The sequence below is a fragment of the Collinsella aerofaciens genome (assembly GCF_040910185.1).
GTDB lineage: Bacteria > Actinomycetota > Coriobacteriia > Coriobacteriales > Coriobacteriaceae > Collinsella > Collinsella aerofaciens_BF.
Genome location: NZ_JBDGBA010000018.1, coordinates 1 through 16,288 on the forward strand (window position 1 = coordinate 1; position 16,288 = coordinate 16,288).

General features: G+C 61.6%; 11 protein-coding genes. 6 read left to right on the top strand and 5 right to left on the bottom strand.

What is annotated here, in order from left to right; translation table 11 throughout:
- Window positions 1-97: 97 nt before the first annotated feature.
- The 5 genes from AB5Z54_RS07545 to gltX form a co-directional block, all read right to left on the bottom strand.
- A complete protein-coding gene (locus tag AB5Z54_RS07545) occupies window positions 98-1,498 on the bottom strand; it encodes an RsmB/NOP family class I SAM-dependent RNA methyltransferase (protein ID WP_368161033.1) in 1,401 nt (466 codons plus the stop codon).
- Window positions 1,495-2,415 carry a methionyl-tRNA formyltransferase gene (gene fmt / locus AB5Z54_RS07550; protein WP_368161035.1) on the bottom strand — a complete coding sequence of 307 codons (921 nt, stop codon included), beginning with the start codon at window positions 2,413-2,415 and terminating at the stop codon, window positions 1,495-1,497. The genes AB5Z54_RS07545 and fmt overlap by 4 nt, the downstream gene beginning before the upstream one ends.
- A 328-nt stretch (window positions 2,416-2,743) precedes the next feature.
- On the bottom strand, window positions 2,744-3,280 hold the full coding sequence (gene def / locus AB5Z54_RS07555) for a peptide deformylase (RefSeq protein ID WP_089571827.1): 537 nt from the start codon (window positions 3,278-3,280) through the stop codon (window positions 2,744-2,746).
- Window positions 3,281-3,298: 18 nt separating this feature from the next.
- Complete coding sequence (gene priA, locus AB5Z54_RS07560) at window positions 3,299-5,752, bottom strand: replication restart helicase PriA (RefSeq protein WP_368161037.1); 2,454 nt, start codon at window positions 5,750-5,752, stop codon at window positions 3,299-3,301.
- 88 nt (window positions 5,753-5,840) lie between these two features.
- Complete coding sequence (gltX, locus tag AB5Z54_RS07565) at window positions 5,841-7,316, bottom strand: glutamate--tRNA ligase (RefSeq protein ID WP_368161038.1); 1,476 nt, start codon at window positions 7,314-7,316, stop codon at window positions 5,841-5,843.
- A gap of 283 nt (window positions 7,317-7,599) precedes the next feature.
- Between gltX and metK the strand changes: the two genes are divergently transcribed.
- From metK to AB5Z54_RS07595, 6 genes are all read left to right on the top strand, one after another.
- On the top strand, window positions 7,600-8,880 hold the full coding sequence (gene metK / locus AB5Z54_RS07570; RefSeq protein WP_022094972.1) for a methionine adenosyltransferase: 1,281 nt from the start codon (window positions 7,600-7,602) through the stop codon (window positions 8,878-8,880).
- Window positions 8,881-9,193: 313 nt separating this feature from the next.
- Window positions 9,194-10,801 carry an L-serine ammonia-lyase, iron-sulfur-dependent, subunit alpha gene (gene sdaAA / locus AB5Z54_RS07575; RefSeq protein ID WP_368161040.1) on the top strand — a complete coding sequence of 536 codons (1,608 nt, stop codon included), beginning with the start codon at window positions 9,194-9,196 and terminating at the stop codon, window positions 10,799-10,801.
- A gap of 149 nt (window positions 10,802-10,950) precedes the next feature.
- Entirely contained in the window at window positions 10,951-12,684 is a 1,734-nt protein-coding gene (locus AB5Z54_RS07580; RefSeq protein WP_368161042.1) for a L,D-transpeptidase, read from the top strand.
- 132 nt (window positions 12,685-12,816) lie between these two features.
- Window positions 12,817-14,253, top strand: coding sequence for an efflux RND transporter periplasmic adaptor subunit (locus tag AB5Z54_RS07585; protein ID WP_368161044.1), 1,437 nt, complete (start codon window positions 12,817-12,819; stop codon window positions 14,251-14,253).
- Complete coding sequence (locus AB5Z54_RS07590) at window positions 14,253-15,026, top strand: ABC transporter ATP-binding protein (protein WP_138340805.1); 774 nt, start codon at window positions 14,253-14,255, stop codon at window positions 15,024-15,026. Before AB5Z54_RS07585 ends, AB5Z54_RS07590 begins: the two co-directional genes overlap by 1 nt.
- A complete protein-coding gene (locus AB5Z54_RS07595) occupies window positions 15,023-16,237 on the top strand; it encodes an ABC transporter permease (protein WP_195625057.1) in 1,215 nt (404 codons plus the stop codon). The genes AB5Z54_RS07590 and AB5Z54_RS07595 overlap by 4 nt, the downstream gene beginning before the upstream one ends.
- The last annotated feature ends 51 nt before the right edge of the window (window positions 16,238-16,288 follow it).

Genomic DNA, 16,288 nt, shown 5'->3' on the forward strand with positions numbered 1-16,288 from the left:
GCTCGACCTTCTCCCTGCTGTACATGCGAACCTCCAGTCCGGACCGCTTCACGGTCCAACTTTCTGTCCGCACCCCCATTTCACCGCAACTTAGTAGCTACTTGCGGACCAGGCGGGCACAGAAGTGGCCGTCGTAGGAGTCGGCGTTTACCGGCACGCTTTGGAAGAGGCCTCGATCGTTCTGGCGTACGGATACGAGCTTCTTGGCCTGGTCGAACTCGGGGAGTTGCAGAATCTGTGCCTCGGAAAGCGGTGCCACGCTAAAGCCGGCACCCTCGGGAGAAGCAAGGAAAGCATCCACCACCTGCGTGTTCTCCTCGTCGAAGACGGAGCACGTCGCATAGATGAGCTCGCCGCCGGCAGCCACGCGCGCGGCAGCTTCCTTGAGCATCGTCAGCTGCAGTTTGGGCAAATCAGTCGTAACGTCATTCTCAGTTAGACGCCATGGGATCTCGGGATGACGGCGCATGGTGCCGGTGCCCGAGCACGGCGCATCGATAAAGACTGTGTCGAACTTAACCGGCTTGCCAAGCATGGCATCAAACGATGTGAGCACCTCATCAAGCTCGCAAGCATCGCCCGAGACCGTGCGAACACCCGTAATACCCGCCTTATGCAGGCGCGCGAGATTCTGATCACATTTACGATCATGCAGGTCAAGCGCCGTATGCTGACGTTCATAGCCCGCACGCTTGGCCTGACACATCATCACATAGGTCTTGGTGCCACGACCGGCACCAATCTCAAGGCAGCTTCCAGGGCGCGTGGCAGCTGTGGCGATAAGCTGCGCATTGAGATCAGATGCCACCGCGGCAGCACGCTCAAACACGCCCGATGCAACCGTGACCTGCGCATCTACCGGGGCATGGCAGCCCGGGAAGACGGGCGCGACGAGCTGCGAGATATACGGATCGGGCTTGGTCGCAAAGGCGTTCTCATGCAGGGCCAGCGGCGCGGGGGCCAGATTGCCGGCAAAGTTAAGCGCACCCTCAGGCGTGTCGAACGATGCCATAATGCGAGCGCACAGCCAACGCGGCAGTCCCATCAGGCGCGACAGACGAACCAGGCGTCGCTCAGACTCATCTACATCGGACGCCGTGGCAAAGTCCTCAACGTTGTCCGCGACCTTATGCAGCACGGCATTGGCCAAACCGGCGGCAGACTTAGCTCCGCTGCGCACCAGCTCAACGCCCTGACTCACCGCAACGCGACCAGGCGTATGCAGATAGAGCATCTCAAAGGCCGAGATACGAAGCGCCATGCGAACACGCGGCGCAACCTTTTTAGGCTTATCGAGAAACTGATCGAGCAGCTCGTCCAAAATACCCTGCGTAGCGGCCACACCCAGCGCCAAGCGGGCGGCAAAAGCGGAATCGCGCTGGTCAATAGCCTTGGCCGATGCGCGAGAGGACAGCACGTCACGCGCATACATGCCGCGGCGATCGGCCTCCATTAGCACATCGAGCGCAAGTTTGCGCGCGGGAGACAGCTTGCTCATGACAAAACACCCCAGATAAGATCGGCGCCTTGCAGCCCAGCAGCCCAAGCAGAAGCTGCCATGGCACGCTTGCCATCGGGCTTAACCTCGAGCAGTTCAACCGCACCATCGGAAAGACCAAGGTAAACACGCTTGGCCTTAATGAGAACCTGACCCTCGCCAAGCGACACATCAACCGGCGCAGCATCGAGCACGCGCACGGTCTTGCCGGCAATCACGCAACGAGCAGGCGCGGTATCGGACGAAGCGAGCACATGACGCACACAATCGAGCGCAGCCATCTGCGGATCCAGACGCATCTCCAGCTTGGAAATCTTGGCAGCATGAGTGACGAGCGACTCATCCTGCTCAGTCCACACGGCGGTGCCATCGGCAAGAGAAGGAAGCGTATCGGCAAGCAGTTTGCCGCCAAGCTCACCAAGCTCCATCGTGAGCGCCTCGGCATGCTTACCGGCAACGGACGTGGAAACCTGAGCACAATAAGCACCAGTATCCACGCCATGTCCAATGCGCATGATAGAAACGCCAGCAACCTCATCACCAGCGAGAATCGCACGCTGAATAGGAGCAGCCCCACGCCAATGAGGCAGCAAGGACGCATGAACATTAACAATACCAAGCGGCGCCATGTGCAGCACTTCATCAGGCAAAATACAGCCATAGGCAGCCACGCAGAAAATATCAGCCTGGGCAGCCTGAAGCGCCTCAACAACCTCAGGTGTCATGCGATTGGCCTCAATAACCGTCAACCCCAGCTCAAGCGCCTTGGCCTTAACAGGAGAAGGCTCAAGCTTCTTACCACGCCCACGAACAGCATCAGGACGAGTAACAACAAGCGCAATCTCATTCCCAGCCTCAACAAGCGAAGTCAGCGAAGGCACAGCAAAATCAGGCGTACCCATAAACACAATACGCATAAAAGTTAGTCTCCTCTCAACCAAAGCCGAGACGGCTACAAATAACAGCGGAAAGCCAAGTACCCAGCCCATCCGCAAGAACAATTCAACAAGAACAAATATACCCAAAACCAAAGAAAGAGCCGCAATAAAAGCAGCTCTTCCAACAAAGCAATTATCAGCGAAGACGCCCCTCCCTGGCCCAACGGCACCCGGGCGAACCGAGCCAGAACAACGCAGTCCCCGGTGCTGAGCGCCCACATATCGTCCCGCGCGCAGTTTCGCAGCAAAGCGAGAATGTTTGAGCACGGGATGATATGTGGGCGCTCAGCACCGGGGACGGTGGGACCTACTCCGTCTCGCCCGGTCGAGCGCCGCGGGCCAGGGCGTCCTGGTACTCCTTGACTGCCTTGATCCTCTGCATGGGCTTCAGTCGCTCAAACATGGTGTTGCCGTGCAGGTGATCGATCTCGTGCTGCAGGCACACGCAGAACAGGTCGCCTGTGGCCTCATAGCGAATCAGGTTGGCATCCAGGTCATAAGCCTCGACGACGACATGGTCGGGACGCTCAATCTCGCAGCTAATGCCGGGGATGGACAGGCAGCCCTCGCTAAACGGCACCAGATGGTCGCTCTGCTCAACAATGACGGGATTGATGAGCACGTACGGATCGTAGTCGTTCTTGTCGCTGTAGTCACAGTCAATGGTGACGAGCTGGATGAGCTCGCCGATTTGCGGGGCAGCCAGGCCGCAGCCGCCGTTCTCGAACATCATCTTCTTCATCTTCTCGGCAAGCGCCTCGATCGCCGGGGTGATCTCCTCGATGACGGCGCACTCCTGGCGCAGACGAGGGTCGGGCGACAGTACGATTCCGTTGGCTTCCATGGCCATCCTTTCGGGTTGTTACATCAAATCATAGGCGTCGACGTCAACGCTCACGCCCACGCCGCGCACGGAGCCCACCTCTTTGAGGCAGGCGTCGATATCGTCAGAGACATGGTACCCCACGGGCGACTTCACAAGCAGGTGGAAGCGATAACGGTCCTTGGCTCTCTCGATTACACACGAAGCCGGACCAAGCACCTGGGGCACGGCGCTCCCCGCCCGCAAAAAGTCGGGAGCAGCGGCATGCCAGCGACGCTTGAGGAGCTTTGCGATGCGACCGATGTAGTCCCGCGCGTCATCCGCGTTCGTCGACCATACCAAGATGTTGGCCAGGCGCACGAACGGCGGATACAGTGCGTCGCGGCGCTGGTCCAGGTCGTAGTCGGTGAAGATCGAGCGATTGTGCTCGGCGACGGCGCGGATGACCGGGTCCTCGGGCAGATAGGTCTGAATGATAACCTCGCCGGGGCGATCGCCGCGGCCGGCGCGGCCCGCAACCTGCTCCAGAAGATCGTAGGCGCGCTCCCCTGCTCTAAAATCAGGCAGCTTCAGCGCAAAGTCGGCATTGACCACGCCCACGAGCGTGACCTCGGGAAAGTCGAGGCCCTTTGCAATCATCTGGGTACCCAGCAGCACCGCGCAATCGGCGGCATCGAACTGCTCGAGCAGCTTTTTGTGCGCGTCCTTGCCACGCGTGGAATCGGCGTCCATGCGAATGATGGCGACGTCATCGGGCAGCATCTGGTGCAGTGCGTCCTCGATCTGCTGCGTACCCAGGCCCATTTTTGCCAGGTAGCGGCTACCGCACTTGGGACAGCGACTCGTGGGGGCCGGATAGGGCTGCACGCGCCAGGACGATCCGCAGGTGTGGCACTGCAGCGTGTGCGTGCGCTCGTGGTACGTGAGCGCGGTGGAGCAGTGGTTGCATGTGGGCACGCAGCCGCACTCGCGGCACATAAGAAACGGCGCAAAGCCGCGACGATTGTGCAGCAACACAGCCTTCTCGCGGCGCTCGACTACGCGCTCCAGGCCTTCCATCAGCGGTTTAGAGAACATGGAGCGGCTACCGTGGGCGAACTCGCGGCGCAGGTCGGCAATGCGGACCGTTGGCAGCACGGCATGCCCCGGGCGCTCGGGCATCTCGACGCGCTTCCAGGTGGCGCCGCCGTACGTGCCGCGGCGGCAGCGGTCGAGGGCCTCGGCCGAGGGCGTGGCGGAGCCCAGTACGAGTGGGCAGCGATAGCGACGCGCCATCTCAGCCGCCACCTCGCGCGCATGGTAACGCGGGCTGGAACCCTGCTTGTAGCTGGTCTCGTGCTCCTCGTCGATAATGATGAGGCCCAAGTCGCTGAGCGGGCAAAAGAGCGCCGAACGCGCGCCGACGACAACACGGGCTGCACCGCTGGCAACCATGTCCCACTGGTCCAGGCGCTCACCGGCCGAAAGGCGCGAGTGGAACACAGCGACCGTCTCGCCAAAGCGCGAGCGGAAGCGGCCGACGGTCTGGGCCGTCAGCGAGATCTCGGGCACGAGCATGCAGGCCGAACGGCCGGCCGCCAGCACGCGCTCGATCGCCGAGAGGTAGACCTCGGTTTTGCCGGAACCGGTGACGCCATCGACGAGCACCACATCGCCGTGAGCGTCCAAGCGTGCGCGCTCAATCTGCGCGAGTGCCTGCTGCTGACCGTTGGTGAGCGCCACCGGGGCCTTGCCGCTCGCCGAGGACAGCGTGGTCTGCTCGCTGCACCCACGCCAGGCGCGGCGCTCTTCTACCACCACGACGCCACGTTTTTCGAGCGACTTGATGGTCGCCGACATGCTGTTATAGAGAAGGTTGAGGTCGCGCGTCGTGACCGGGCCGCACTGGAGCGCCTCAATGAGCTGACGCTGACGAACTGCAGTCTTGGGCGGCGTATAGTCGAAACCCTCGGGCGTGAGCATGACCCAGCGGTTTTGGATAGGCTTGACGGCGGGGCGCTCAACGGCCCACACGCCGTCACCGCCCTTGACCACGCGCGGGCTTCCACCCGGGGGCAAGAACAAACGCAGGCACTCGGAAAGCGTTGCGACGTACTCGCGGCTCATCCAGCGTGCGATACGGGCAGCCTCGGCGGTAAAGAGCGGTTTGCTGAGGATGGCTTCGACGGGCTTAATACGCGAAAGGTCGAGGGCGTTGTTGCCCTGCAGGTCTCCCAGCTCAGGCGCAATGTCGACGATATAGCCCGCGGCAGCACGGTTACCAAAGTGGACCAGGACCGTGGATCCGATCTGCGCCTCGTTGGCAAGGGACCGGGGGATACCGTAGGCGAATGGCTCGGACAGCGCACGGGTCGGGATGTCGAGGACCACGCTCGCGTAGGCGGCAACGGGCTCGGGCGCGGACTCGGGCTTGGCCTGCTCGGCCGAGCGGTCGGGCTTTTCGAGGGCCTGTTTTGGTTCCGGCGAACCAAACAGCGACAGTTGCTCGGCCACGGCTCCAGCACCTCCTATCCCATACGTCTACAGAAACAAGAGCCCCGCTCGGGTGAACGGGGCTCGGATACATACGTTTGCGCAGCGATTACAGCGCCATCGTGCGGGCGCGGTCGATGCGCGCCAGGCAGTCGTCGCGGCCGATGAGCGCCATGGTCTCGCCCAGCGGAGGACTCACCATGTTGCCGCAGACGGCGACGCGCACGGCCTGGAACACCACGCGCTTCTTGAGGTCCATCTGCTCGGGCAGCGGCTCAAGCGCGGCGTCGATGTTGGCAGCCGTCCACTCGTTCACACCCTCGAGCGCGGCCTTGGAGGCATCCAGAATGACACCCATGCCCTCCTTGGCCAGGCCCTTGTTGACGGATTTCTCGTCATACTCGAGCGTCTCGGCCGTGGCAAAGATGGGAGCGGCGACGGTCACGGCGTCGGCCGGCATCTTGGTGCGCGGCTTGACGATGGCGGCAAGCGCATCGATCCAATCCTCGCCGTACTCGACATTACCCTCGATGAGACCCGCCTCGTGCAGCTCGGGGACCATGATCTCGTCGGCAAACTGAGCATCGGACATGCCGTTGATGTACTCGGCATTGACCCAATCGAGCTTCTTGGGGTCGAAGGTCGCCGGGTTCTTGGAGATGCGGTCGAGCGAGAACTTGCTGGCCAGGACATCGCGCGGGATGATCGTGGTCTCGCCGTCGAGCGACCAGCCGAGCAGCGCCAGATAGTTGACGAAGGCGTCGGACAGGTAACCGGCGTCGCGGTACTCCTCCACCGAGGTGGCGCCGTGGCGCTTGGAGAGCTTTTTGCCGTCGGCACCCAAGATCATGGAGATGTGGGCGAACGTGGGCACGGGCGCGCCGAGGGCCTCGTAGACCATGACCTGACGCGGGGTGTTGGACAGGTGGTCGTCGCCGCGGATGACATGGGTGATCTTCATCATGGCGTCGTCGACGACAGTCGCGAAGTTGTACGTGGGCGTGCCATCGGAGCGGAAGATGACAAAGTCGTCGAGCTCCTTGGCATCGAAGGTCACCTCGCCGTGGACGGCATCGTGGATAACGACGTCGCCGCGGTCCTCGGGCACCTTGATGCGAAGGACGTAGGACTCGCCGGCCTCGATGCGACGGCGGGCCTCCTCGGGATCAAGATTGCGGCAACGGCGCTGATAGCCCTGGAAGGGGTCCTTGCGCTCCTGCGCGGCCTTGCGGTCGGCGTCGAGCTGCTCCTTGGTGCAGAAGCAGGGATAGGCCTTGCCCTCGTCCCAAAGCTTCTGGGCGGCCTGCTTGTACAGGTCCAGGCGCTCGGTCTGGGCGTAGGGGCCAAAATCGCCGCCCACCTCGGGACCCTCGTCCCAGTCCAGGCCCAGCCAACGCATGGCGCGCAGGATGATCTGCGTGTTCTCGTCGGTAGAGCGGGTGGGGTCGGTGTCGTCGATGCGCAGGATGAACGTGCCGCCGTTTGCACGGGCGAAAGCCCAGTTATAGATAGCGGTGCGGGCGCCGCCGATGTGCAGCTTGCCCGTCGGTGAGGGTGCAAAGCGGACGCGAACGTCTGATGCCATGGAAATCTCCTCGATTGCAGGATGGATGTCTAACCGCACCAGTATAAAGCATCAAAGCAACCTCCGCACAAAGGGCACCGACCTACTCATTGGGGACAGACTTAAATGACCAGTCATTGGACAACCTGTCGGCACTTAGGTAAGGGTGGTCATTTAAGTCTGTCCCCAATGAGTAGGTGCGGAAAGGGTGTGAATGTTTGATTTACGCGCTATGATGAGCCCTTGCATAGAGAGCCCGGCGGAATGGTAACGGTCGCCGGGACACGTTTTTGAAAGGACAATCATGTCAGAAGAACTTCGTTCCATCCCGCCCCAACACGGGTCCTTTGTTTTTACGTCGGAGTCGGTGACCGAAGGTCATCCCGATAAGATCGCTGACCAGATCAGCGACGCCGTCCTCGACGCAATCCTCGCCAAAGAAATAGAGCTCCAGGAGCAGGGCTACATCGCCCCCAACGGCGTGCCCGCCAACGTGGAGAACGTCCGCTGCGCATGCGAGACACTCGTGACCACCGGCACCGTCATCGTCGCCGGCGAGATTCGCACCCAGGCCTACGTCGACGTACAGGAAATCGCCCGCGGCGTTATCCGACGCATTGGCTATAACCGTGCCAAGTTCGGTTTTGACTGCGACACCTGCGGCGTTATGAGCCTCATCCACGAGCAGTCGCCCGATATCGCCCAGGGCGTCGACGAGTCCTTCGAGACCCAGACCGGCGCTACCACCGACCCGATCGACCTGATCGGTGCCGGCGACCAGGGCATGATGTTCGGTTATGCCTCCAACGAGACCAAGACCCTCATGCCCATGCCGCACTACCTGGCGAGCCGCCTGGCCGAGCGCCTGGCCGCCGTGCGTCACGACGGCACCCTCGCCTATCTGCGTCCCGACGGCAAGACCCAGGTCACCGTGCGCTACGAGGAAGGCAAGCCCGTGGAGGTCACGACCATCGTCATCTCCACGCAGCACGCCGCCGAGATCGAGGACATGGGCAAGATCAAGGCCGACCTCATCGAGCACGTCATCACCCCGGTCATGGCCGCCGAGAACATGCCGTGGGACAACGCGGACATCTACGTGAACCCCACCGGTCGCTTTGTCGTGGGCGGCCCCATGGGCGACACGGGCCTCACCGGCCGCAAGATCATCGTCGACACCTACGGTGGCTACGGCCGTCACGGCGGCGGTGCCTTTAGCGGCAAGGACTGCACCAAGGTCGACCGCTCCGCAGCGTATGCCGCGCGCTGGGTCGCCAAGAACGTGGTCGCCGCCGGTCTGGCCGACCGCTGCGAAGTCGAGCTTGCCTACGCCATCGGCGTGTCCAAGCCCCTCTCAATCATGGTCGACACCTTCGGTACCGCACATGTTGCCGAGGACAAAATCGTTGAAGCCGTAGAGAAGACCTTCGACCTGCGCCCGGGCGCAATCATCCGCGACCTCGACCTGCGTCGCCCCATCTACGAAAAGACGGCAGCCTACGGTCACTTCGGCCGCGAAGACGCCGACTTCACCTGGGAGAAAACCGATCGAGTCGAAGAACTCAAAGCAGCCTGCGGCCTGTAAGCTAACGAGAAAAGCCACAGCCAAATAGCAACGCACCAAAAGAAGTACCGCCCCCAAGCGGTACTTCTTTTTTATTAATCCGGTGGTGAAGATATTTCGATATGAGCCCACGCTGCGTCACCAGCTAATGAATTTTGCAGCACGCGCCCTTCTACCATGTATCCTTAGTCCCGAGGGGCGGGGCATAAGGTCGATCGCGAGTTCCGCACGAGCCGGAGAGCACTTAATGTGCTCTCCGTGCGAGCAGGACTGTCCGAGCAGGCGACCTTATGCCCCGCCCCTCGGGACGACGAGACAAGGCAAAGGAGCAGCCATGGCAGGCAAGCCGCAAACACTAGCTACGACCTCGGCATTCGAGATCTTGGGCCCCGTCATGGTCGGCCCCAGCTCATCGCACACCGCCGGCGCCCTGCGCTGCGCCCAAGTTGCCGCCAGCCTGCTGGAAGGCCGCATCACCAAAGTCACCTTTGGCCTGTGGAACTCCTTCGCCCACACCTACCGCGGCCACGGCACCGACCGCGCGCTCGTCGCAGGCATCCTGGGCCTCGACACCGATGACGAGAACATCAAGCAGGCCTTCGACCTCGCACGCGAGCAGGGCCTCGAATATCACTTTAGCATCAAGGGCGACGACGCCTCCATCCACCCCAACACCGTCGACATCGAAATGGTCGACGACACGGGCGCCACGGCACAGGTCCGCGGCGAGAGCCTGGGCGGCGGCAAGATGCGCATCAGCCGCATTAACGGCGTCGGCGTCGACATCTCGGGCATGTATTCCACGCTCTTCGTGGCGCACAAGGACGTCCCCGGTGTACTCGCCGCGCTCACCAACCTGCTCGCCTACGCCCACGTGAACATCGCATTCTGCCGCACCTACCGCACCGAAGTGGGCGGCCAGGCCTACTCCGTCTTTGAGACCGACGGCGCGCCCGACGACACCGTTATCCCGATGCTACGCAAGCTCGACAATGTTGATTACGCGACCTTTATCGAGCTCCCCGGTTCTGCCTCGTCGCTCTCCCCCGGCGTCTCGGCCAAGGAAATCTTCGACGACGGCGAGCAGCTGCTCGATGCGTGTGAGGAACAGGGGCTCAGCATCGGCGCCGTCATGGCCGTTCGCGAGGCGCGTCTGACCGGCGAGGCCCACGCCGTCGCCGCCATGCGCCGCGTGCTCGACGTCATGCGCGAGGAGACCACGGCCCCACTCGCAAATCCGCTGCGCTCACTCGGCGGGCTTATCGGCGGCGAGGCTAAACTCGTCGATGCCACAGGCCGCAACGATTTGAGTGAAAGCCTGATGGGCGTCGTCCAGACCGACGCCGTGGCCCGCGCGATGGCCGTGCTCGAGCGTTCCGCCACGATGGGTGTGATCGTCGCAGCTCCGACGGCAGGATCCGCGGGTGTTGTGCCCGGCTGCGTGCTGGCGCTTGCCGATCGCCTGCAGCTCGACGACGAGCAGGTCATGGACGCGCTCTACTGCGCAGCCGCCATCGGCCTCAACCTCACCACGAGCGCCTGCGTCGCCGGCGCCGAGGGCGGCTGCCAAGCCGAGGTGGGAAGCGCCGCTGCCATGGCAGCCGCCGCGCTGGTGCAGATGCTCGGCGGCACGCCCGAGCAGGCGCTCGACGCCAGTTCCATCGCGCTGAGTAACCTGCTGGGCCTCGTTTGTGACCCCGTCGGTGGCCTCGTGGAGGTGCCCTGCCAAAACCGCAACGCCATTGGCGTGGCAGCGGCCTTTAGCTCGGCACAACTCGCCCTCGCGGGCATTAAGAGCTTGGTGCCGTTTGACCAGATGGCACATGTCATGCTCTCGGTGGGTCACGCGTTGCCGGCCACGCTGCGAGAGACGGCAAAGGGCGGCATCGCGCAGGCTCCGGCCGCACTTTCGGCCTGTGCAAAATGCGGTGTGTGCGGATAGCGGCAAAGAACGACTCAAAGGTGGGACATTTGTCCCAGCTCTTTCGAATGCCACCGTTTCCGTACCACAAACAGCAGGGCAATCGCTATAATGCAAGCCCAGTAAAAACACGATGAACCGCAAGGCGAAAATCGAAGGATATGCATACGATGTCGCAAAACGATCGAACTCAACTGATTCCCGATCCGCAGCAGCCGAACAGGCACACCGGCGGCGTTCAGTCGCCGCGTCCTATCGCGCCGAGCCACGGTCAGCAGCGTAGTGCGGCAAACGCTTCCCAACGCCCGAACCAACAGCGACAACAGCGTCAACAACGTCAGCAGCGTCAGGCAAACGGCAATGCGCCCAAGCAGCCCCCCACGCACGCTCGAGGCGATCGAGGCCCCGCGCGCAAGTCCCCCGAGAACAATAAGTCGGGCAAAAAGACAACGCTCTTTGTCGTCCTTGGTCTAATCGTCATTGTCTATATCGTAGGCGTCGTAGCGTTTTCGCAGGTAGCCTACCCCAACACCACCGTCGCCGGCGTCGACGTCTCGTTCTCCAACGCGTCGTCTGCCGCCACCAAGGTCAACTCGGCATGGAAGCACTATAAACTCACCGTGACAGGAGATGACTTTAGCTGGACCTATCAGCCCGAGTCCGATGAACCCATCGTCGACGGTGAAGCTGCTGCAAAAGAAATCATCAACCACAACGAAGCCTTTATTTGGCCGGTCCGCCTTGTGGAATCCTTAAGCGGCAAGACCAAAACAACTGCTACCTCCAACGAAGTCGATCTTGATCAAGACGTCGACCTGTCCATGCTCTCCGATACCTTTGACCAAAAGAAGTTTGAGGAGGACCTGGGCGCCGCTATCGACGAGTTTAACGAGGGCCGTTCGGGCACGTTCGAGGCCAATAGCTCCTATGACGAGCAGGCCGGCAAGTTTACCGTCGAGAAGGCGCGCTCCAACGAAAAAATCAACCGCGAGCATGTCATTAAGTATGCCGAGCTCGAGCTTGCCTCGCTGACCGAGACCGTAGATCTTTCCAAGCTCGGCAACGATGCCTATGAGCCGCTTAATGGAACGCTGACCGATGATCAGATTCAGGCCGCATGCGATGCTGCCAACAACTTCCTGGGCGTCAACGTGACCCTCAAGCTCAACGGCGAGGATGCCGGCAAGGTTGATGGCAGCTCCGTATTGCAGTGGATCAGCTTTGTCGATCCGGCCAACCCCACGCTCGATACGTCGCAGATCAGCAGCTGGGCAGCCGAACTCGCCAACGGCTTTAATACCGTGGGCTCCACTCGTTGGTGGACGCGCGCCGATGGCAAGCAGTGCGCCGTCGAAGGCGGCGACTTTGGTTGGTCCATCGACAGCAGCTCGCTCGCCAAGCAGGTCGAGGACGCCATTAACAACAAGCAGACCGGCGAGATCGAGATCACGTACTCCCAGAAGGCCGATACCTTTACCGCAAAGGGAGAGCCCGACTGGAAGGCGTATATCGACGTCGACTTGTCCGAACAGCACGCGCGCTACTATGACGAGAGCGGAAATATCGTTTGGGAGGCCAACTTTATCTCGGGCAAACCGGGCGAAGACGCCACCCCCGAGGGTGTGTGGCAAATCAACAGCAACGACGGCGGCAGCACCCTGATCGGAGCCAAGGACCCCGAGACCGGTAAACCCAAATATGAGAGCCCGGTGAGCTACTGGATGCCGTTTGAGGGCAACATGATCGGCTTCCACGACGCCACCTGGCAAAACGACAAGAGCTTCGATAACGCCGAGTCGTACAAGTGGTGCGGCAGCCACGGTTGCATCAACCTGCGCCTGGCCGACGCCAAGGCACTGCACGATTGCATCAAAGTCGGCCTGTGCGTGGTTGTCCACTCGTAGTGCAACGCGCGCATTCCTACAACGTGGAACCGCTGCGACCAATCTAACAGTTCCGAAAGAAACCGTCCTATGCGCCCGCCCCAACCGGTGGGCGCATATAATTATCGAGATTCTTTCTATAAAGGAGACGCTATGCCGAATGTCCCCACGATCACCCCGGGCCCAGATGATACCGAGCGCACGCCCGAAGGTGCCACCGAAACGTTTCCTCTGATTACAAACGTACATGCCGACAAGCAGAGCGGACGCGCGAACGATACGGCCGAGATTTCCGATGAAGAGGCATATGCCAAGCTCAAGGCAAAGCGTGCCGAACGCCGACGCAAAAAGCTGATTCGTCGCGGTATTGCCGCCGGCGTCGTGGGTGCCGTCGCGCTCATTGCCATTGTTGCAACCCTTGTTATCAATGTGCAGCCACAGGGCGCTAGCGGTCCTGTGACCGACATGGTGACCGAGGGCACGTTTACCACAACGGTCGAGGCGAAAGGCCAGCTCAAACCCATTTCGTCCTCAGTGGTCTCCCCTTCTGTCGACGGTACGGTCGATTCGATCAACGTGCAGGCGGGCCAATCCGTCAACGAGGGCGACGTGCTTATGACCATTAAAAACGACGAGCTCGATCGCAACGTTGCCGAGGCGCAGCGTGCAGTTGCTGCCGCTCAAGAAGACCTCGCTAATGCGAAGAAAGCCGCAGCTGCCGCTCAGGCCACCCCAACGACGGACGTCGATGGAGCTTCCGCAGCGGCTGGCGTCTCCGCCGCATCGGCGGACACGAACGCCGTATCGGCCGCGCAGCGCAGCCTCGCATCGGCCCAGGCAAACCTCGATCAGGCGAACGCCAAGGCGGCCAGTCGTACGGTCACGGCCCCGAGCTCGGGCAGTATCGTGGAGCTCAACGCCAAGGTGGGCGCCACGGTAACAGGCGGCATGATCATGGGCGAAAGCGATACGAGCGGCGGCAAGCAGTGCATGCAGATCGCCGACCTATCCAAGATGAAGGTGACCGTACAGGTGGGAGAAAAGGACATCGCCAAGGTCGCCGTTGGGCAGAGTGCCAACGTCACGTATCCCGCGTTTCCCGATATCGTAAGCCAGGGAACGGTCACGGCCATCGCCTCGGTGGCAAACTCCGACGCCGCCAACGGTGGCGGCGGCAGCGTAACCTTTAACGTCGACATTCTCATAGAGGCGCCCGACGCGCGCCTGAAGCCGGGCATGACGGCCGAGGTATCGGTGGTGACCGAGCAGCTCGACGACGTGGTGATGGTGCCGACGATGGCGCTCATGACCGAAGACGGCGAACACTATTACGTCAACGTGGCAACCGATGACGAGGGCAAGCATACCCGTCGCGTGAAGGTGACCGTCGTGACGCAAAACGACAACGAAGCCGTAGTCGGCAAGACACAGGTAAAGCGCGACGACCAGGGCAACGAGATCAACCCCAACGTGCCGGTTACCAAGCTGCGCGATGGCGACACCCTCGTCATGGACACCGGAGCGGACGCAACGGCTAAAGGCGGCTACAGCACGGATTCGGGCAGCATGTCTGACGACGAGGGCATGTAATGCGTCCCGTTATCGACATCCGCAACGTGCACCGCATTTTTGAGAGCGAGGCGGGTTGCGCCCACATCCTGCACAACGTGAGCCTGGCGGTAGAACCCGGCGAGTTCGTCGCCATTACCGGCCCTTCGGGCTCGGGCAAGTCAACGCTCATGAACATCCTGGGCTGCCTGGACAAACCGACGGCGGGCGACTATTACCTGCAAGGGCTCAACGTGGCCGAGCTCGATGATGACGAGCTCACCGAAGTCCGCGCCCTGAGCATTGGCTTTGTCTTTCAGAGCTTCAACCTGCTGCCGCGCCTGTCGGTTATCGAAAACGTCATGCTGCCGCTGGCCTACACCAATGTGCCCCGTAGCCAGCGCGAAATGCGCGCCGTTCACGCGCTGCAGGCTGTCACGCTGCCCGTCGACCACTGGGACCACCGCATATCCGAGCTCTCGGGCGGCCAGATGCAGCGCGTCGCAATCGCGCGCGCCCTCGTCAATGACCCGCCCATCATCCTGGCCGATGAGCCGACGGGAAACCTGGACTCCGCTACCGGAGCGCTTGTGATGGAGACCTTCCATAAGCTCCAGAAGCGCGGCAAAACCATCGTGCTTATCACACACGACCCCGGCATCGCCGCCGAGGCCGACCGTGCCGTGACCATCCGCGACGGTCGCATTCACGATGGCGCGTATATTCCACATGCACCGCGGACCCTGCGCAGCGCCGTGGATAGCCTGCCCATGATTTCCGCCTCCGCCAACCCGCCGAAAGGAGAGATGGCATGAGCGCCCGCGATCTCATCCAGGAAGCCCTTCACTCGCTCGAGGCCAACAAGGGGCGCAGCCTGCTCACCATCCTGGGCATTGTCATCGGCATCGCCTCGGTTATCGCCATGACTTCGCTCATCGGCGGCATCCAAAACAGCCTGGTCAACAGCCTGGGCCTCAATGCGGCACGCATGGTGCAAATCTATTCGTCGCAAGAACTCACAGAGTCGGACATCGAGAAGCTTCAAAAACTGGTGCCGCAGATAGAGCAGATCGGCATTGTCGACAGCGCGTATACCGAGTACAAGACCGGCGATAAAAGCTATACCGTCATGGCACAGGGTGTCGATAGCGACATGCTCGACGCCGTGGGGGCCGGAAAGCTCGTTGCGGGGCGTACCTATTCCCAGGCCGAGTCTCAATCAGGCTCGCGCGTGGCGCTCATCAGCCGCGGCGGCGCCGATCAGCTTTACGGCAACGAACAGGATGCGCTGGGGAAAACCATCAAGGTGTCCAACGGCGAGGTGCAGATTGTCGGCGTGATTGACGGCGGCAGCGACTCCATGGGCTCGCTCACGCTGTATATGCCACGCGAAACCATCTCCGGCCTGTTTGGCGACGAGAATCCTTCATTCCCCAGCGTGACGGCGCTCGCCGCCGAGGGCACGGACATGGATGAGCTCTGCAAGACCATCGAGTCCAAGGTGCGCGCGATGAAGGGCATCGAGGAGGAGGATGAGTACAACAGTGTATCGGCGACCTCCATGAAAAGCGCCATCGATGCACTCAACTCCTTTATGGGCGCGTTTTCGCTCATCATGGGTGCTGTCGCCAGCATCTCGCTGCTTGTCGGCGGTATCGGCATTATGAATATGATGCTTACCAACGTAACGGAGCGCATCCGCGAGATCGGCATCCGCCGCGCTCTGGGCGCAAGTCGTCGCGATATCACTGCGCAGTTTTTGGCCGAATCCTCGGCGCTGTGCGTCACCGGCGGACTGCTAGGTGTCCTGATTGGCTATCTGCTGGCCTGGGCTCTTGCGATGTTTGCCGCAGGATCAGGGGTTCTCGGCGAGCTCGGTGCCAGCGGGCAAATCACACCGAGCTTTTCAATCGCCACGGTACTGCTGGCCTTCGCCGTCTCCGTCGGCATCGGCGTAATCTTTGGCTTCTATCCCGCTCGCCGCGCGGCAAAGCTCGACCCGGTGGAGTGCCTACGCTACCAGTAAGCCACCACCAACAAGTTGCGGTGAATTAGGGACTGAATATGCTATCTAGCA